Source organism: Bradyrhizobium sp. SZCCHNR1002 (assembly GCF_032381435.1).
In the GTDB taxonomy this organism is placed as follows: domain Bacteria; phylum Pseudomonadota; class Alphaproteobacteria; order Rhizobiales; family Xanthobacteraceae; genus Bradyrhizobium; species Bradyrhizobium aeschynomenes.
In genome coordinates this window covers 578,785-595,726 of the sequence record NZ_JAUHIS010000003.1, presented here as the reverse complement: position 1 = coordinate 595,726, position 16,942 = coordinate 578,785, and the positions used below count along the sequence as shown (strand labels likewise).

General features: G+C 66.6%; 18 protein-coding genes. 12 read left to right on the top strand and 6 right to left on the bottom strand.

Translation table 11 applies throughout. The annotated features are described in order from the left end of the window. Position 1: 1 nt before the first annotated feature. Positions 2 to 181, top strand: a complete 180-nt coding sequence (ccmD, locus tag QX108_RS19025) for a heme exporter protein CcmD (RefSeq protein WP_011923618.1) — start codon at positions 2 to 4, stop codon at positions 179 to 181. Further along, positions 178 to 774 (top strand): DsbE family thiol:disulfide interchange protein, encoded by a 597-nt coding sequence (locus QX108_RS19020; protein ID WP_315781269.1) that lies wholly within the window; start codon positions 178 to 180, stop codon positions 772 to 774. The genes ccmD and QX108_RS19020 overlap by 4 nt, the downstream gene beginning before the upstream one ends. Before the next feature lie 326 nt (positions 775 to 1,100). Here the strand turns inward: QX108_RS19020 and QX108_RS19015 are convergent, their stop codons facing one another. Beyond that, positions 1,101 to 1,703: a septation protein A gene (locus QX108_RS19015; protein ID WP_315723578.1), complete on the bottom strand. Its 603-nt coding sequence runs from the start codon at positions 1,701 to 1,703 to the stop codon at positions 1,101 to 1,103. Between the two features lie 81 nt (positions 1,704 to 1,784). After that, positions 1,785 to 2,732 (bottom strand): signal recognition particle-docking protein FtsY, encoded by a 948-nt coding sequence (ftsY, locus tag QX108_RS19010; protein ID WP_315723576.1) that lies wholly within the window; start codon positions 2,730 to 2,732, stop codon positions 1,785 to 1,787. Positions 2,733 to 2,791: 59 nt separating this feature from the next. Between ftsY and QX108_RS19005 the strand changes: the two genes are divergently transcribed. After that, positions 2,792 to 3,724 (top strand): RNA pseudouridine synthase, encoded by a 933-nt coding sequence (locus QX108_RS19005; RefSeq protein WP_315781266.1) that lies wholly within the window; start codon positions 2,792 to 2,794, stop codon positions 3,722 to 3,724. A gap of 120 nt (positions 3,725 to 3,844) precedes the next feature. Here the strand turns inward: QX108_RS19005 and mtaB are convergent, their stop codons facing one another. Both mtaB and dapF read right to left on the bottom strand, forming a co-directional pair. Then, positions 3,845 to 5,173 carry a tRNA (N(6)-L-threonylcarbamoyladenosine(37)-C(2))-methylthiotransferase MtaB gene (mtaB, locus tag QX108_RS19000; protein ID WP_315781264.1) on the bottom strand — a complete coding sequence of 443 codons (1,329 nt, stop codon included), beginning with the start codon at positions 5,171 to 5,173 and terminating at the stop codon, positions 3,845 to 3,847. Further along, entirely contained in the window at positions 5,170 to 6,039 is an 870-nt protein-coding gene (gene dapF, locus QX108_RS18995) for a diaminopimelate epimerase (protein WP_315781262.1), read from the bottom strand. The genes mtaB and dapF overlap by 4 nt, the downstream gene beginning before the upstream one ends. A 171-nt stretch (positions 6,040 to 6,210) precedes the next feature. Here dapF and QX108_RS18990 point away from each other — a divergent pair, with 171 nt between their 5' ends. Both QX108_RS18990 and QX108_RS18985 read left to right on the top strand, forming a co-directional pair. After that, a complete protein-coding gene (locus tag QX108_RS18990) occupies positions 6,211 to 6,975 on the top strand; it encodes a GyrI-like domain-containing protein (RefSeq protein ID WP_315781260.1) in 765 nt (254 codons plus the stop codon). 8 nt (positions 6,976 to 6,983) lie between these two features. Next, positions 6,984 to 7,694, top strand: a complete 711-nt coding sequence (locus tag QX108_RS18985) for an SIMPL domain-containing protein (protein WP_409998529.1) — start codon at positions 6,984 to 6,986, stop codon at positions 7,692 to 7,694. Positions 7,695 to 7,908: 214 nt separating this feature from the next. Here QX108_RS18985 and QX108_RS18980 read toward each other — a convergent pair whose 3' ends face one another. Next, on the bottom strand, positions 7,909 to 8,901 hold the full coding sequence (locus QX108_RS18980) for an MBL fold metallo-hydrolase (protein ID WP_315723568.1): 993 nt from the start codon (positions 8,899 to 8,901) through the stop codon (positions 7,909 to 7,911). A gap of 423 nt (positions 8,902 to 9,324) precedes the next feature. Here QX108_RS18980 and ffh point away from each other — a divergent pair, with 423 nt between their 5' ends. The 7 genes from ffh to QX108_RS18945 all read left to right on the top strand — a co-directional run bounded on the left by ffh (position 9,325) and on the right by QX108_RS18945 (position 15,823). After that, positions 9,325 to 10,872 carry a signal recognition particle protein gene (gene ffh, locus QX108_RS18975; protein ID WP_315781258.1) on the top strand — a complete coding sequence of 516 codons (1,548 nt, stop codon included), beginning with the start codon at positions 9,325 to 9,327 and terminating at the stop codon, positions 10,870 to 10,872. 164 nt (positions 10,873 to 11,036) lie between these two features. Next, positions 11,037 to 11,369, top strand: a complete 333-nt coding sequence (gene rpsP, locus QX108_RS18970) for a 30S ribosomal protein S16 (RefSeq protein WP_015663540.1) — start codon at positions 11,037 to 11,039, stop codon at positions 11,367 to 11,369. A 129-nt stretch (positions 11,370 to 11,498) separates the two neighbouring features. Continuing rightward, positions 11,499 to 12,080, top strand: coding sequence for a ribosome maturation factor RimM (gene rimM / locus QX108_RS18965; RefSeq protein ID WP_315781256.1), 582 nt, complete (start codon positions 11,499 to 11,501; stop codon positions 12,078 to 12,080). A 203-nt stretch (positions 12,081 to 12,283) separates the two neighbouring features. Next, positions 12,284 to 13,057: a tRNA (guanosine(37)-N1)-methyltransferase TrmD gene (gene trmD, locus QX108_RS18960; protein ID WP_315781254.1), complete on the top strand. Its 774-nt coding sequence runs from the start codon at positions 12,284 to 12,286 to the stop codon at positions 13,055 to 13,057. Positions 13,058 to 13,164: 107 nt separating this feature from the next. Continuing rightward, complete coding sequence (gene rplS, locus QX108_RS18955) at positions 13,165 to 13,548, top strand: 50S ribosomal protein L19 (protein WP_015663536.1); 384 nt, start codon at positions 13,165 to 13,167, stop codon at positions 13,546 to 13,548. Positions 13,549 to 14,002: 454 nt separating this feature from the next. After that, on the top strand, positions 14,003 to 15,409 hold the full coding sequence (gene leuC / locus QX108_RS18950; RefSeq protein WP_009025886.1) for a 3-isopropylmalate dehydratase large subunit: 1,407 nt from the start codon (positions 14,003 to 14,005) through the stop codon (positions 15,407 to 15,409). A gap of 198 nt (positions 15,410 to 15,607) precedes the next feature. Continuing rightward, the gene (locus QX108_RS18945) at positions 15,608 to 15,823 is read left to right on the top strand and encodes a hypothetical protein (RefSeq protein ID WP_172112943.1); all 216 of its coding nucleotides are present in this window, start codon (positions 15,608 to 15,610) and stop codon (positions 15,821 to 15,823) included. An 82-nt stretch (positions 15,824 to 15,905) separates the two neighbouring features. Here the strand turns inward: QX108_RS18945 and QX108_RS18940 are convergent, their stop codons facing one another. Continuing rightward, on the bottom strand, positions 15,906 to 16,634 hold the full coding sequence (locus tag QX108_RS18940; protein ID WP_315723564.1) for a hypothetical protein: 729 nt from the start codon (positions 16,632 to 16,634) through the stop codon (positions 15,906 to 15,908). Positions 16,635 to 16,942 lie beyond the last annotated feature (308 nt).

The window sequence follows — 16,942 nt, the reverse complement described above, 5'->3', positions numbered from 1 at the left end:
GATGGACCTCGGCCCCTACACCTCCTTCATCGCCACCTCCTATCTCGCCGCGGCCCTGGTCGTGGTGCTGCTGATCGCCTGGATCGCGATCGACTACCGCACCCAGAAGGCGCGACTGCGCGCGCTCGAGGACAGCGGCATCAGCCGGCGCTCCGGCCGCGCCGCCACGGACATGCAATGACCGACCAGAAAGATCCTGACGGGGCGCCACGTCGGCGCTCGCTGTTGATGCTGCTGCCGCTCGCGGTGTTTCTCGGGCTGGCGGCGCTGTTCTGGTTCCGGCTCGGCAATGGCGATCCCTCGCGGATTCCCTCCGCACTGATTGGACGACCCGCACCGAGCACCCCGCTTCCGGCTCTGCCCGAACTGGCCAAGGACGGCTCCCCGGTGCCCGGGCTCGACCCGGCCGTGCTCAAGGGCAAGGTCAGCATCGTCAACGTCTGGGCGTCGTGGTGCGTACCGTGTCACGACGAGGCGCCGCTGCTGGTCGATCTCGGCCGAGACAAGCGCTTCCAGATCATCGGCATCAACTACAAGGACGGCGCCGACAACGCCCGCCGTTTCCTCGGCCGTTACGGCAACCCGTATGACGTCGTCGGCGTCGACGGCAACGGCCGCGCCGGCATCGAATGGGGCGTCTACGGCGTGCCCGAGACCTTCGTGGTGGGGCGCGAGGGCACCATCGTCTACAAGCTGGTCGGCCCGATCACGGCGCAGAACATCGACGCGGTGCTGAAGCCGGAAATCGAGAAGGCGCTGAAGGCGGGCGGTTAGTTTGCTCGCGGCGAGCCGCTAGTTGCTCGTGATTTCGAGCGAGCTGTCCGTTCCACCCCCCGCTGTCATCGCCCGGCTTGACCGGGCGATCCAGTACGCCGTGACGTCCGAGAGACTCACGACCGCCGCGGCGTACTGGATCATCCGCTTTCGCGGATGATGACAGCGAGGATGAGGCGCGAGCGGAACTTCTCACGAGCTGGTTTGCTCAAGGCAAGCCGTTAGTTGCTCGTCATTGCGAGCGAAGCGAAGCAATCCAGGGGCTTCGCGCGCGGCCCTGGATTGCTTCGTCGCTTCGCTCCTCGCAATGACGGCGTTCGGGGCAGCTACCCCTTGCTCACATCGCCTTCCGCCGCATCGCTGGCGGCCAGCGAGGCCGGGTCCTGGTGGTAGCGCTTGATCAGCGGCATCTGGGCGATGGCGAAGATCATGGTCAGCGGCAGCACGCCGAAGGCCTTGAAGCCGACCCAGAAATCGGTGGTCTGGGTGCGCCAGACGATCTCGTTCAGCACCGCCATGGCGGCGAAGAACAGCGCCCAGCGGAAGGTGAGAATGCGCCAGCCCGCTGATGTCAGATTGAACATCTGATCGAACATGATCGCGATGAAGGAGCGATTGAACAGCAGCCCGCCGCCGAGCACGGCTGCGAACAGGCCGTAGATGATGGTCGGCTTGACCTTGATGAAGGTCTCGTCGTGCAGCACCAGGGTCAGCGTGCCGAACACGAGCACGACGACGGCGGTGACCAGCGCCATCAGCGGCACGTGCCGCGTCACGACATAGGAGGCGATCAGCGCCGCGATGATCGCAACCATGAAGGCGCCGGTGGCCGCGAACAGATTGAACTTGGCGTTGACGACGAAGAAGACGATGAGCGGGCCGAGTTCGGTGGCCAGCTTGAACAGCGGATGCGGCTGGGTCTTGTCCATTCCATGTCCTGTTGGCTGTCATCAGCCGGAGCTGATCCAGTCGTCTTCGAGGGAAGCGCAAACCGGAGCCGCGCGGCGAGTTCAATCCTCAATGCCGGCAATCGCCCGCGCGAAATCCTTGGCGGCGAACGGCTGCAGATCCTCGACGCCTTCGCCGACGCCGATGAAGTGCACCGGCAGCTTGAACTTCTCCGACAGCGCCACCAGGATGCCGCCGCGCGCCGTGCCGTCGAGCTTGGTCATCACCAGGCCGGTGACGCCAGCCGTACGATGAAACGCCTCGACCTGCGACAGCGCATTTTGTCCCACGGTGGCATCCAGCACCAGCAGCACCGCATGCGGAGCCGTTTCGTCCACTTTGCGAATGACACGCACCACCTTCTCGAGCTCGTTCATCAGCTCGGCCTTGTTCTGCAGCCGGCCGGCGGTGTCGATCAGCAGGATGTCGCGGCCCTGCTCCTTGGCCGCCGTGATGGCGGTGAAGGCGAGGCTTGCCGAGTCGGAGCCTTGGGCGCCCGCAATGACAGGTGCCCTGGTGCGCTCGCCCCAGACCTTGAGCTGCTCGATAGCGGCGGCGCGAAACGTGTCCCCCGCAGCCAGCATCACCTGCCTGCCTTCGGAGGCGAATTTCTGCGCGAGCTTGCCGATGGTGGTGGTCTTGCCGGAGCCGTTGACGCCGACCACGAGGATGACGAACGGCTTGTGGCCGGCCTCGACCACCAGCGGCTTCGCCACCGGCGACAGCACCTTCTCGACCTCGGTCGCGACCACCGCCTTGACCTCGTCGGCGCTGATCGCCTTGTCGTAACGGCCGGTCCCTACGGCGTCCGCAATCCGCGCCGCCACGCTGGTGCCGAGATCGGCCCGCAGCAGCACGTCCTCGATGTCATCGAGCATCGCGCGGTCGAGCTTGCGTTTGGTGACGAGATCGGCCACGGCCGTGCCGAGCGCGCCCGAAGTGCGCTTCAGGCCAGCCGACAGCCGCCGCCACCACGACAGCTTGGGTGTTTCGGAGGTGGTATCGTTCATGGCGTGGTGTTAGCCCTTTCCAACTCCAAACGAAAGCTCACAGCCGCGTTACGGTTTCCATGGACATTAACCAACCGACCGACGAGGAGATGCTGGCCCGCGTGCTCCACCGCGACGGACTGATGCTGGTGATCGACAAGCCGGCCGGCATTCCCGTGCACAAGGGGCCGAAAGGCGGACCCAACCTCGAAGCCTCGTTCGACGCGCTGCGCTTCGGCCTGCCGCGTCCCCCGGTGCTGGCGCATCGGCTCGACAAGGAAACCTCGGGCTGTCTGGTGCTCGGCCGTCATCGCAAGGCAACGGCCTCTCTCGGGCTTTTGTTCAAGCACGGCAAGATTTCAAAGACGTATTGGGCGGTGGTCGAGGGCGGCCCGGAGGCTGACGAAGGCGTGATCGAGTTGCCACTCGGCAAGCTGAATGCGGAACGCGGCTGGTGGCAGAAGCCGGATCCGAACGGGCAGCCGGCGGTGACGAAATGGCGCGTGCTGGGGCGGTCGTATTCTCCTGCTGGCCACTCCGCTGCTAACCCCGCCGCGAACACGCCTCCCATTCCGGGCACCGACTCCCCTCCGCCTTGCTGGGGCGAGACGAGCGGAGCTCGCTCTGAGGGGTCGGAGGTGGGCGTCTCCACGGACAGTCTCGCCCGGAGCCACCCCCCTCCCCAACCCTCCCCCACAAGGGGGGAGGGAGCAGACCGCGAGGCTGGCGAGAGCGGGGCTTCAGCCAAGGCGACCAAGCTCACCTGGCTCGCCATGGAACCCATCACCGGCCGCACCCACCAGCTCCGCGTGCACTCGGCAGCCTCCGGCTGGCCGATCGTCGGCGACAACATCTACGGCAACGGCCCGCGCTTCGGCGAGCCGCGGCTGCATCTGCACGCACGCGAGATTTCGATTCCGCTGTCGAAGAACAAGCCGCCGGTGCAGGCCGTCGCGCCGGCGCCGCTGCACATGCACGAGCGGCTGCGGTTGTGTGGGTGGAATGGGGAGTAAGTCCCGCATCGACCCAAGAGAGACGCCATCAACGCAAGTGAGACCTAGCGCTCGTGCCACACCCTTAGCCGTCATCGCCCGGCTTGACCGGGCGATCCAGTATTCCAGAGGCAGTCGTTGTCAACCGAGAGGCCGCGGCGTACTGGATCGCCCGGTCAAGCCGGGCGATGACACCGAGGGTGGGACTAACAGCTTCGTATCATCATGTCCGATGATCGCGAGCCGCTGCACCGTGCCCGGCACCGCGCCGCTGACTGCCACCGGCAGATAATGCTCGGTCCGCCCCTGCGTCGCGCTCTCGATCAGCACCTCGCGCTCGCGGCCGATCTCGGCATCCAGCCGTCGCCGTAACGCCGCCTCTCCCGCCGCTCGCAGTCGCCGGGCGCGGTCGCGGATTTCGGCGCCGTCCACCTGCGGCATGCGCGCGGCCGGCGTGCCGGGGCGCGGCGAATAGGGAAACACGTGGAGAAATGTCAGCCCGCACTCCTCGACCAGGTCGAGCGAGCGGGAAAACATCTCGTCGGTCTCGGTCGGAAAGCCCGCGATCAGATCGGCGCCCAGCGCGATGTCCGGCCGCAGCCGCCGCACCTGGTCGCAGAACGCAATCGCATCGGCGCGGGAATGCCGCCGCTTCATCCGCTTCAGGATCAGGTCATCGCCGGCCTGCAGCGACAGATGCAGATGCGGCATCAGCCTGGCATCCTCGGCGAGCGCATCGAGCAGATCGGCGTCAACCTCGATTGAATCGATCGAGGAGATGCGCAACCTATTCAGCTCCGGCACGTGACGCAGGATCTGTTGCACCAGCCGACCGAGCCTGGGCGCGCCCGGCAGGTCAGCGCCATAGCTCGTCAGATCGACGCCGGTCAGAACGATCTCGGCATGGCCGCGCTCGGCAAGTGTCCGCACCTGATCCACCACGGCGCCCATCGGCACCGAGCGCGAATTGCCGCGGCCGAACGGGATGATGCAGAAGGTGCAGCGGTGGTCGCAGCCGTTCTGCACCTGCACGAACACGCGCGGCAGGCCGTGCTGGAAGCCGTCGACCAGATGCGGCGCCATCTCCTTGACGGCCATGATGTCGGAGACGGCAATCTTCTCGGACGCATCGATGCCGAACCGCGGCGCCGCCAGGGCCTGGGTGATGGTGCGCCACGCAGCAGGCTGCAGCTTGTCGTCATTGCCGATGACGCGGTCGACCTCGGGCATGGCGGCGAACATGGCAGCCTGCGTCTGCGCCGCGCACCCGGTCACGACGATGCGCGCATCGGGGCGCTCGCGTTTGAGCTTGCGGATCGACTGGCGTGCCTGCGCGACGGCCTCGTTGGTGACGGCGCAGCTGTTGATGACGATGGTGTCGTCCGCGCCCGCCGTCTCGGCATGCCGCGCAATCAGCTCGGATTCGAACGCGTTGAGCCGGCAGCCGAAGGTGACGACGTCGACGCTCATGCGACGTTGGCGAACAGGTCTGGCTCGAACCGCCCCTCGAATTCGAACGTCGCCGTGCCCGTCATCAGCACGTGATCGTCGCGCTCGCGCCACTCGATCGTCAGCTCGCCGCCAGGCAGCGTCATCTGCACGACGCGGTTGGCGCGCTTCAGCCGCGCCGCGGCGACTGCCGTGGCGCAGGCCGCCGAGCCGCAAGCCCTGGTCAGCCCCGCACCGCGCTCCCAGGTACGCATCGTGATGTGGTCGCGATCGACGATCTGCGCGAGCGTGATGTTGGCGCGCTCCGGGAAGATCGGATGATTTTCCAACAGCGGCCCGAAGCGCTCGAGGTCATAGGAGTTGACGTCGTTGTCGACCCAGAACACGGCATGGGGATTGCCCATGTTGACCACCGAGGGCGAATGCAGGATCGGCGCATCGATCGGACCGATCTGCAGCTCGATGTAGCGGGTGTCGCGGAATTCCTCGGCCAGCGGAATGTCCTGCCAGCCGAACTTCGGCACGCCCATGTCGACCGTGTAGAGTTCGGGCGAGGGCCCCTGCCAGCAGTTCAGCAGCCCGGCACGCGTCTCGAACGTCGCGCTGGTCTGGCCGGTCTTGCCGAACACTTGGCTCACCACGCAGCGCATGCCGTTGCCGCAGGCGCCGGATTCGGAGCCGTCATTGTTGTAGATGCGGATGAAGGCTTCGGTCCCGCCGAGCCGCGGCGGCTGCAGCACCATCAGCTGGTCGTAGGGCACGCGGGATGCAACCGCACGCGCCTCGTCCGGCGTCACGGCATGCTTCGCATCGCGCAGATCGAGCACGACGATCTCGTTGCCGATCCCGTTCATCTTGACGAAGCTGTGGTTGGCGAGCGCGCTCATCAAAATATCCAAATTGTGTCCGTCTTATATGGCCACAGGCGTGGCCTTGACCAGTCCGCAGGGGGACATGACGCATCTGTCATGGGACGCCACGCCGCCCGGCATGTTAGGAACCGGTCCATTCGCCGGCACGAACCGGGCAAACCAGCACGGCCACTGGAGAATAGTCGAATGAATCTCAGCACTTTCCGCCTCGTTCTGGCCGTGAGCTCGGTCGCGCTGGCGCTGGGCGGTCCGATCGCCCGGGCGCAGGCGCCGTCGGCCTCCCCGGCTCCGGCGGCCTCAGCCTCGCCCGCGCCGGCCCCGAGCGCGATCCCCGCGCCCACGGCGTCCCCCGCACCGGCCGCCTCGGCCAGTCCGGCGCCCACGACCAGCCCGACGCCGGCCGCCAGCGCCAGCCCTTCGCCCTCATCGTCGCCGGCTGCCGCGCAGGCGCCAGCCGCCACACCGCCGGCGGCGGCGCCCGCCCAGACGGCCGACGCCTTCGGCGACGAGATCAAGCTCGAGGCCAAGAAAGTCGTGCTCGTGAAGGGCACCGCCAATTGGGACAACGCTTTCGACACCCTGATCGACTCGTTCAAGGCGCTGTCGACCACCTTGGATAAGCAGGGCGTCAAGCCGGCCGGCAACGGCATGATCGTCTACACCTCGACCGACGACACCGGCTTCACCTTCTTCGCCGAGATCCCGGTCGAGCAGGAGCCGAAGACGCTCGGCAAGGGCATGAGCATCGGCCAGTCGCCTGAGGGCAGGGCGCTGAAGTTCGTGCATCGCGGCTCCTACGACAACATGGACAACACCTACGAGGCGATCACCAACCACCTCGACGAACGCCGGCTGGAAGCCAAGGACACCTTCATCGAGGAGTACCTGACCGATCCGTTGAAGACTGCCGAGGACAAGCTCGTCATCAACGTCTATGTGCCGCTGAAGTGAGCGCCATCATGATGAGACCGATCCTCGCGGCCGCGATCGCGGCCAGCACTGCAATGCCGGTCCTGGCGGAAGACATTGCCCGGCAGGACACGCCGGCGATCACCGTCAGCGGCGAGGCCAGCGTGTCGGCACCGCCGGATCTGGCGCAGATCGATGCTGGTGTGGCGTCGGACGCCAAGACCGCGCGCGAGGCCGCCGAGGCCAACAATGCCGCCATGGCGAAGGTGCTGCAGGCGCTCAAGGCGGCCGGGATTGCCGACAAGGATGTGCAGACCTCGCGGCTGTCGCTGCAGCCGCAATATCAGCAGAACCGGCCGAACCAGCCAGCCGTGACCGGCTATCGCGCCTCGAACCGCGTCACGATCAAGGTGCATGACGTCAGCAAGGTCGCCAGCGTGATCGACACGCTGGTCGGCGCCGGCGCCAATGATGTCGGCAACATCTATTTCACCGTGGCCGAGCCCTCGAAGCTGCTCGACCAGGCGCGCGAGAAGGCCGTCGCCGACGCCCGCCGCAAGGCCGAGATCTACGCCAAGGCCGCCGGCGTCACGCTCGGCCAGCCGCTCAACATCGCCGAGGATGGGGCGCCCGCGCCCGTGTTCCGCGCCAAAACGTTTGCCGCACCGATGGCCGCGGGCGCGCCGACGCCGGTGGCGCAGGGCGAGGAGACGCTGTCGGTGACGGTGAGCGTGACCTGGGCGATCAAGGCGGCGCAGTAAGGCGCGCTTGCTTGGGCTCGGCGCATTCGCAAGCGAATGTGAGCCGACGGCGATACTACAAGCTCGGTGTCGTCCCGGCCTTGAGCCGGGACCCATACGCCGCAGCGGATGTTATGGCGCGAGATGGAGCTGCCAGCCTTCGCAAAATTCCATTCGGTGGTTGTGGGTCCCGGCTCAAGGCCGGGACGACACCGTTGCTGTGGCGGCAGCTTGGCTAGATCTCCACCACCTGCCCCGGCTTGAGCACACCAAACCGCTCGCGTGGGATGCCGGCGGAATCGAGCGCGGCGTGCAGGGCGTGGACTGGCGCGTCGATGGCTTCGTCCGTCAGCTGAAACGTGCCGTGGTGATGCGCCAGCGCGGTCTCGGCGCCGCAATCCTGCAGCGCCTGCACGGCATCCTCGGGGTTCATGTGCTGGTCGCGCATGAACCAGCGCGGCTCGTAGGCGCCGATCGGCAGGATCGCGAGCCGCAGCGGCGCGTGCAGCTCGGCGACGCGGCGGAAGTGCTTGCCGGTGCCGTAGCCGGAATCGCAGACGATGTAGAGCTTGCCGCGCGGCGTCTCCAGCACGAAGCTTGCCCACAGCGCCTTGTTGCGATCGAAGACTCCGCGCGCCGACCAGTGCCGCGTCGGCACCAGCGTCACCGCGACCTCGTCGTTGAGCTGCACGCGATCGTGCCAGTCATAGGCTTCGGCGCGGATCTTGGCGTCGGCATCGGTCATCGTCAGATCGTTGCCGAGCGGCGTGACCACCCGCGGCGCGAACCGCGCCGTCAGCTTCGACAAGGTGCGGATATCGAGATGATCGTAGTGCCCATGCGACACCAGCACGACGTCGATGTGCGGCAGCGTCTCGAAGGCGATGCCGGGATCGTTGTGCCGGCGGGGACCGGCAAAGGAGAACGGCGACACCCGCTCCGACCAGACGGGGTCGATCAGGATGTTGAGCCCGCCGGTCTGGACCAGCCAGCTGGCATGGCCGATGAAGGACAGCCGCACCGTCTCGCCGTCGATCCGGTGCGGCGGGGTATCGGCGTGCGGGCTCGGCGCCCATGCCGGCCAGCGCGAGCGCTTGCCGTTGCGGTCGAACTGCCAGCGCAACACCTGGGCGAGGGATTTGGGCGGAACGCCGTCGGGATCGTAGAAGCGCTTGCCGTCGAAATGGTCGGTGACGGGGCCGGAATAGGTCCTGGAACGGCGCAGCAAGGGGGCCTCGCGAGGGAAGCTGACAAAGGAAAGCTGAACTGGCGCAAGAGGTAAGCCGCCCCACCGGGTCCGGCAACGGGACCCCGGGAAGCAAGTTTCCTTGACTTTTGCGGCTGCGGGGGGTTTAACCCGGCCGAATTTCGGAAAGTTTCATCTTTTCGAGCCACCGCCCGGCCCTGGAGGCCGGAGGTCACCGCCCGACAGCGCTGTGCGCCCTCGGGCGCAAACGTGTTTGGACTGACGGTTTCGGCACGGGCTGCCGCGACATTAAATGGTCGTCATGCCCCGCGCAGGCGGGGCATCCAGTACGCCGCGGCGGCTCGGATGGAGCCGCGCTGCCTCGGAGTACTGGATCACCCGCCTTCGCGGGTGATGACTGCGGAGAATTCAACTGCCTGCTCAGCGCAGGAAAGGACGAAGCAAGTGTTCGACAATCTGTCGGAAAGGCTTGGCGGCATTCTCGATCGGCTGACGGGGCGCGGTTCGCTCTCGGAAGCCGATGTCGACGCCGCGATGCGCGAGGTCCGCCGGGCGCTGCTCGAGGCCGACGTCGCGCTGGAGGTTGTCCGCAGCTTCACCGAGCGCGTGCGCGAGCAGGCGATCGGCGCCACCGTCGTCAAGTCGGTCACCCCCGGCCAGATGGTCGTGAAGATCGTCCATGACGAGCTGGTCAAGACGCTCGGCGACGACGGCCAGACCATCGACCTCAATGCCGTGCCGCCGGTGCCGATCATGATGGTCGGCCTGCAGGGCTCCGGCAAGACCACCACGACGGCCAAGCTCGCGCGCCGCATGGTTCAGCGCGACAAGCGCAAGGTGCTGATGGCCTCGCTCGATGTCTACCGTCCGGCCGCCATGGAGCAGCTCGCGGTGCTCGGCCGTGATCTGGACATTCCGACCCTGCCGATCGTCGCCGGCCAGATGCCGCCGCAGATCGCGCGCCGCGCCATCGAGGCTGCCAAGCTCGGCGGCTATGACGTCGTGCTGCTCGACACCGCTGGCCGTACCACGCTGGACGAGGACATGATGAAGGAGGCCGCCGAGATCAAGGCGGTCGCCAACCCGCACGAGGTGCTGCTGGTCGCGGACTCCCTGACCGGCCAGGACGCCGTCAACCTCGCCCGCTCGTTCGACCAGCGCGTCGGCCTCACCGGCATCGCGCTGACCCGGATCGACGGCGACGGCCGCGGCGGCGCGGCGCTTTCGATGCGCGCGGTCACCGGCAAGCCGATCAAGCTGCTCGGCACTGGCGAGAAGACCGACGCGCTGGAGGACTTCTATCCGTCGCGTATCGCCGGCCGCATCCTCGGCATGGGCGACATCGTCTCGCTGGTCGAGAAGGCCGCGGCGAACATCGACGCCGAGAAGGCCGCGCGTGCCGCCGAGAAGATGCGCAAGGGTCAGTTCGACCTCAACGACATGCGCGAGCAGCTGCTGCAGATGTCGCAGATGGGCGGCATCAGCGGTCTGATGGGCATGATGCCCGGCATCTCCAAGATGAAGAACCAGATCGCGGCCGCCGGGATCGACGACAAGATCCTCAAGCGCCAGGTCGCGATCATCGATTCGATGACGCGCGAGGAGCGCAAGCATCCCGACCTGCTCAAGGCGAGCCGCAAGAAGCGCATCGCCGCCGGCTCGGGCCAGAGCGTCGAGCACGTCAACAAGCTGCTCAAGATGCACCGGAACATGGCCGACGTGATGAAGGCCATGGGCTCCGGCAAGCGCGGCCCGCTCGCCGGCATCGCCCAGGCGATGGGTTTTGGCGGCGGTGGCGGCATGCCCTCGCCGGAGCAGCTCAAGGCGATGGCCGAGAAGATGCCGGGCGGCATGCCCGGCGGTCTGCCGAATTTGCCGAAGGATCTTCCCGCCGGCCTGCGTGGTGGCCTGCCGAATCTGCCGGGCCTCACCGGCCTCAGCGGCAAGCCAACGCTGCCGGGCCTTGGCCTCCCGCCGGGGAAGAAGAAATGAGGACGTTTCGTCCGTCTCTCACCACGTCATTCCGGGGCGCGCGAAGCGCGAGCCCGGAATCCATAACCACGATCGTGCGTATGGATTCCGGGCTCACCGCTTCGCGGTGCCCCGGAATGACGGCTTAGCTAACACCTCATCAGAAGACACTCAGGAGAACTTTCATGTCCGTCGTCATTCGTCTCGCCCGTGCCGGCACCAAGAAGCGCCCGGTCTATCACGTCGTCGTCGCCGACTCGCGCTTTCCCCGCGACGGCCGCTTCATCGAGCGCCTCGGCCACTTCAATCCGCTGATGCCGAAGGACAACGAGGCCCGCCTCAAGCTCGACATGGAGAAGGTGAAGGCCTGGCTCGCCAAGGGCGCGCAGCCGTCCGACCGCGTCGCCCGCTTCCTCGATGCCGCCGGCGTCAAGAAGCGCGAAGCCCGCCAGAACCCGATCAAGGCCGTGCCGCGCAAGGAGCGCAAGGCGCAGGCCGAAGCCGCCGCCAAGGGCTAGTCGTCCTTTGAAGATCGTGGCCTCATGCTTCGAGACGCACGGCTTCAGCCGTGCTCCTCAGCATGAGGATCTGGCTCCTCGTCCTGAGGAGCGCGCCCTTGCGCGCGTCTCGAAGGACGAGGCCTCCTGATGTCCAAGCTGATCTGCGTCGCCAGGATCGGCGCCGCGCACGGCGTGCGCGGCGAGGTTCGCTTGTGGACCTTCACCGAGGATCCGCTGGCCGTGCTGCACTATGGCCCGCTGACGACCAAGGACGGCAGCCGCTCGTTCGAAGTCGCAAAGGCGCGCGAGGCCAAGGATCATCTCGTCGCGAGCTTCAAAGGCGTCACCGATCGCAACGCCGCCGAGCGGCTCAACGGGCTCGAGCTGTACGTGCCGCGCGACCGCCTGCCCGAGACTGATGAAAATGAGTACTATCATGCCGACCTGATCGGCCTCGCCGCGGAAACCACCGCGGGCGCCCCGCTCGGACGCGTGCTCGCCATCCATAATTTCGGCGCCGGCGACATCATCGAGATCGCCCCGCCCTCCGGCAGCACCTTGATGCTGCCGTTCACAAATGCCGTGGTGCCGACGGTCGATCTTGCAGGCGGCCGGGTGATCGTCGAGCTGCCGAGCGAGATCGACGGTGAGGACGAAGCGGCGTCCGATGAGGACGAGGTGGCCGCCCCAAACTCAGCTCGTCATCCCCGCGAAAGCGGGGATTCATAGCCACCGCAGCTGATTGGCTTGCGCTGGACTAGCCGCGTGCCCCTTTCCACGATCAAGCGGTATGGATCCCGGATCGGCGCCGCGACGCGCTTTGCGCGTCACGGCTTGTCCGGGACGACACCGGTGGTGGGGCCGCGCGAGCGGCGGACGCAGCATTGATCTCGGGGCTCGATCTCGTCGCGCCGGTGCCGTAACAGAGCATCATGACCGCTTCGCTCCCTCCCACCGCGCCGTGGCGCACGACCGTGCTCACCCTGTTTCCCGAGATGTTCCCCGGGCCGCTCGGCGTCAGCTTGGCCGGCCGGGCGCTGGCCTCTGGCATCTGGGCGCTGGAGGCGCGCGACATCCGGGCTTCGGCGACCGACAAGCACCGCAGCGTCGACGACACGCCGGCTGGCGGCGGCCCCGGCATGGTGCTGCGCGCCGACGTACTGGCCGCCGCGATCGATGCGGCTGACGTTACGCCGGAGCGACCAAAGCTGCTGATGAGTCCGCGCGGTCGGCCATTGACCCAGGCCTTCGTCCGCGAGCTCGCCGACGGTCCGGGGCCGCTGATCGTCTGCGGCCGCTTCGAGGGCATCGACCAGCGCGTCATCGACGCCCGCGAGCTGATCGAGGTGTCGATCGGCGACTACGTGCTGTCGGGCGGCGAGATTGCGGCGCTGGTGCTGATCGATGCCTGTGTGCGGCTGCTGCCGGGCGTGATGGGCAAGCTCGAATCGGGGACCGACGAGAGCTTCTCCGACGGCCTACTTGAATACCCGCAATATACCCGCCCCCAATTGTTCGAGGGCCGTGCCATTCCGGATGTGCTGACGTCAGGGGATCACGCCAAGGTCGCCGCATGGCGCCATGCGCAATCCCAGGCTCTTACTGAGGCGCGCAGGCCGGATTTGTGGGCCGAATGGCAGGCGCGTCAGCCGCGGGAACAAAGCGGGACCAGCCAAAAAGCGCCAAAAAGCACGACAGACGGGTGACAAGCCTCGCGCTTTGCCTTATAGGAGCGCCCAATTCCGCAAGTGACGGCAGGAACAAGCGCAGCCCGCGTGACCCGGCTGGGCGCGCCGCCGATGGAGATTTACCCGTGAACCTGATTCAGCAGCTCGAAAAAGAGCAGTTCGACAAGCTGTCCGCCAACAAGACCATTCCGGAGTTCGGCCCGGGCGACACCGTGATCGTCAACGTGAAGGTGGTCGAAGGCGAGCGCACCCGCGTGCAGGCCTATGAAGGCGTGTGCATCGGCCGCTCCGGCGGCGGCATCAACGAGAGCTTCACCGTCCGCAAGATCTCCTACGGCGAGGGCGTGGAGCGCGTGTTCCCGATCCTCTCCCCGATGATCGACTCGATCAAGGTCGTGCGCCGCGGCAAGGTGCGTCGCGCCAAGCTGTATTACCTGCGCCAGCTGCGCGGCAAGTCGGCCCGCATCGTCGAGAAGCAGGACCGCCAGCAGACCGCGGTCAACGAGTAGTCGTTGCTTCGAATGGATTGACGAAAAGCGCGGGCTGGCCCCGCGCTTTTTTGTTTCGCCCCACCGTCATTCCGGGGCAGCCCCAAAGGGGCTGAACCCGGAATCTCGAGATGGGACGATCAGCTCGGGATTCCGGGTTCGATGCCGCGCATCGCCCCGGAATGACGGCGGTGAGATACGCGCACGCCTCACCGCGACAAACGCATCTCGCACTCCGTCCGGTGCGTGCTATATATCTCCCTGAAATGGTTCTAGATCGCACCAGCATGGCCTGCCGCCGCGTCGTCATCGACGATCATAGCCGGCTGCCCGGGCGGTTCTTCGGACGGTTCGCGACGTCAGCGACCTCCGAGCTTAGGCGCGCGCTGTAAGCCGCAGCGCCTTCTTCCTGATTGTTCGCGCGTGCCGGTCACGCGCTCAGTTTCAAACCTTCAATTCCCGGGAGCATTCGCTCATGTCGAAGCCGACCACCCTGTACGACAAGATCTGGAACGACCATCTGGTGCACGAAGCCGAGGACGGCACCTGCCTGCTCTACATCGACCGCCATCTGGTCCACGAGGTCACCTCGCCGCAGGCCTTCGAAGGCCTGCGCATGACCGGCCGCAAGGTGCACGCGCCGGAAAAGACGCTGGCCGTGGTCGATCACAACGTGCCGACCACCGACCGCTCCAAGCCGAACCCGGATCCGGAGAGCATCGAGCAGATCAAGACGCTGGCCGAGAACGCCAAGGACTTCGGCATCGAATATTACAACGAGTTCGACCGCCGCCAGGGCATCGTCCACGTGATCGGCCCGGAGCAGGGTTTTACGCTGCCCGGCACCACGATCGTCTGCGGTGACAGCCACACCTCGACTCACGGCGCGTTCGGCGCGCTGGCGCATGGCATCGGCACCTCCGAGGTAGAGCACGTGCTGGCGACGCAGACCTTGATCCAGAAGAAGGCGAAGAACATGCGCGTCACCGTCGACGGCAAGCTGCCGGACGGCGTGACGGGCAAGGACATCATCCTCGCCATCATCGGCGAGATCGGCACCGCCGGCGGCACCGGCTACGTGCTCGAATACGCCGGCGAGGCGATCCGCGCGCTGTCGATGGAAGGCCGCATGACCGTCTGCAACATGTCGATCGAGGGCGGCGCCCGCGCCGGCCTGGTCGCGCCGGACGAGAAGGCCTACGACTTCCTGCGCGGCCGTCCCAAGGCGCCGCAGGGCGCAGCCTGGGATGCGGCGATGCGCTACTGGGAAACGCTGCGCTCCGACGAGGGCGCGCATTTCGACCACGAGCTGCGCCTCGACGCCGCCAAGCTGCCGCCGATCGTGACCTGGGGCACCTCGCCCGAGGACGTGATCTCGATCACCGGCGTGGTGCCGGATCCGGACAAGATCACTGATGAGGCCAAGCGCATCTCCAAGCATCGCGCGCTGAAATACATGGGCCTGACCGCGGGCACGAAGATCACCGACATCAAGCTCGACCGGGTCTTCATCGGCTCCTGCACCAACGGCCGCATCGAGGATCTGCGCGCCGCCGCCAAGATCGCCGAGGGCAAGACCGTGTCGGGCCACGTCAACGCGATGGTCGTGCCGGGCTCGGGCATCGTGAAGGAGCAGGCCGAGGCGGAGGGTCTGGACAAGATCTTCATCAAGGCCGGCTTCGAATGGCGCGAGCCGGGCTGCTCGATGTGCCTCGCCATGAACCCGGACAAGCTGGCGCCGGAAGAGCGCTGCGCCTCGACCTCGAACCGCAACTTCGAGGGCCGCCAGGGCTTCAAGGGCCGCACCCATCTGGTGTCGCCCGCGATGGCCGCGGCCGCCGCGATCGCCGGCCACTTCGTCGACGTGCGCGACTGGCGCTGATCCGTCCCCTCGTTGGTGTATGCGGCCATCCTGCACCAACCAATCTCCGAACAAGCGCGACGGTTTCGAAAGAAGCCGCCGCGTTGTTCATTTTGACTCAACGTCGAAATAGCTCCGCAAGGGCTTCTTAAATGTCCTCACGCACAATCCTACCGTCGGACGCACCGCGTCTGCAGGGACGTGCCGAGGGAGCTTGACATGGCCAATAAGCCGGAATACGTCGACCTCATCCGCGACGCAACGCGCCAGCGCCGCAAGACTCCGCCCGCCAAGATCATCGCCAAGCCCGAAGCACCAAAGGACGAGCGACGGCTGTCGAATTGGCCTCCGGGCCGCTTCGCCAGATGGCGCCTGGAAACGTTGGTGCCGTGGAAATTGTCGGTGAAGAACTGGCAGCTCAAGGACTGGCTCTAACCGCAACGTAGAAGCCGCTGCCCAAAACGAGAGAAGGACGCCGGTGGGCGTCCTTCGATGTCTCCGTCAGGCGCTCGGTTCGTCAGTAGTAGCGCCAGTGATGCCGGTGGTGACGATGATGCCACCGGTGATGCGGGCGCCAGTGATGACGGTTCCAGTGCCTGTGGTGGCAGATGCGGCGCGGGCCGTAATAGGTGTAGACGATACGGCAGCGGCGATAGGGATAGTAATAGGCCGTCGTGTAGGTCGGAGTGTAGTAGCTGCGATAGCCGTAGAAGTGCCGGCGGTGATGGTGGAAGTACGGCCGATAGCCGTAGTGCGGGCGATGATGATAGCCGCCGCCGTAGAACACCGGTCGCGGGCCTCCGCCGTGAAACGCCGGGCCGCCACCGTGGAACACGGGACGTGGACCGCCCCCGAACGCGTGACCACCTCCGCCATGGAACGCCGGAGCGCCGCCGCCTCTGAACATGGCGCCGCCACCGTGGAAGGCCGGTCCACCGCCGCCGCCGTGAAAGGCCGGGCCTGCGCGGAAGCCGCCACCGCCGCCACCATGGAAGCCGCCACCTCCACCGCCATGGAAGCCGCCGCCATGATGTCCGCCACCGCCGCCATGACCACCGGGGCCGGGGCCACGCACCTGAACGGTCAGAGCGTCAGACGGCGCCTGTGTCGCAGGTCCGGCGCCTGGCGCTATTGGAGACATGGCTGACGCGGGACGACCGGACGCACCCGCCAAGACAAACAACGCTGCCGCCGCAAGACTGAGGCGACGAGCAAGACCAGCGCGCTGGTCCTTCATCCTCATCATGGTCCCTTCTCCCTGAATGCTGTGTGCAACGATGGACCCGTGCAGCGCCGATGCTGGTCGTCCGATCGGTGGATTGGCGCACCCCCGACATGAACGTAGAGATAGCGACGTGAATGCGGCATGAATGATGCACGCAGCGCGCGCATCTGCGGCGTGGCGTCGCGGCAAAGGAGATGACGGATGAGCGTCGACGTGATCTCGCCGCCGAGGATGATCGAACGCGCCAGCGACGTTGGCTGATCAGGCTCGCTTCGACGCCTTTCGGAAGCGTTCCGTCACGCGACCTTGCCGCGCCGCGAACGACATGT

Bases quoted from the DNA above. Each gene is read 5' to 3' on its own strand.
- dapF (WP_315781262.1), bottom strand. From the start codon at position 6,039: ATGAGCGCGCTCGCCAACCACAGCTTCGTCAAGATGAACGGGATCGGC.
- leuC (WP_009025886.1), top strand. From the start codon at position 14,003: ATGTCGAAGCCGACCACCCTGTACGACAAGATCTGGAACGACCATCTG.
- QX108_RS19015 (WP_315723578.1), bottom strand. From the start codon at position 1,703: ATGGACAAGACCCAGCCGCATCCGCTGTTCAAGCTGGCCACCGAACTC.
- ccmD (WP_011923618.1), top strand. From the start codon at position 2: ATGGACCTCGGCCCCTACACCTCCTTCATCGCCACCTCCTATCTCGCC.
- ftsY (WP_315723576.1), bottom strand. From the start codon at position 2,732: ATGAACGATACCACCTCCGAAACACCCAAGCTGTCGTGGTGGCGGCGG.
- rimM (WP_315781256.1), top strand. From the start codon at position 11,499: ATGTCCAAGCTGATCTGCGTCGCCAGGATCGGCGCCGCGCACGGCGTG.
- mtaB (WP_315781264.1), bottom strand. From the start codon at position 5,173: ATGAGCGTCGACGTCGTCACCTTCGGCTGCCGGCTCAACGCGTTCGAA.
- trmD (WP_315781254.1), top strand. From the start codon at position 12,284: ATGACCGCTTCGCTCCCTCCCACCGCGCCGTGGCGCACGACCGTGCTC.
- QX108_RS19020 (WP_315781269.1), top strand. From the start codon at position 178: ATGACCGACCAGAAAGATCCTGACGGGGCGCCACGTCGGCGCTCGCTG.
- QX108_RS18985 (WP_409998529.1), top strand. From the start codon at position 6,984: ATGATGAGACCGATCCTCGCGGCCGCGATCGCGGCCAGCACTGCAATG.
- QX108_RS19005 (WP_315781266.1), top strand. From the start codon at position 2,792: ATGGACATTAACCAACCGACCGACGAGGAGATGCTGGCCCGCGTGCTC.
- QX108_RS18940 (WP_315723564.1), bottom strand. From the start codon at position 16,634: ATGATGAGGATGAAGGACCAGCGCGCTGGTCTTGCTCGTCGCCTCAGT.
- rpsP (WP_015663540.1), top strand. From the start codon at position 11,037: ATGTCCGTCGTCATTCGTCTCGCCCGTGCCGGCACCAAGAAGCGCCCG.
- QX108_RS18990 (WP_315781260.1), top strand. From the start codon at position 6,211: ATGAATCTCAGCACTTTCCGCCTCGTTCTGGCCGTGAGCTCGGTCGCG.
- QX108_RS18945 (WP_172112943.1), top strand. From the start codon at position 15,608: ATGGCCAATAAGCCGGAATACGTCGACCTCATCCGCGACGCAACGCGC.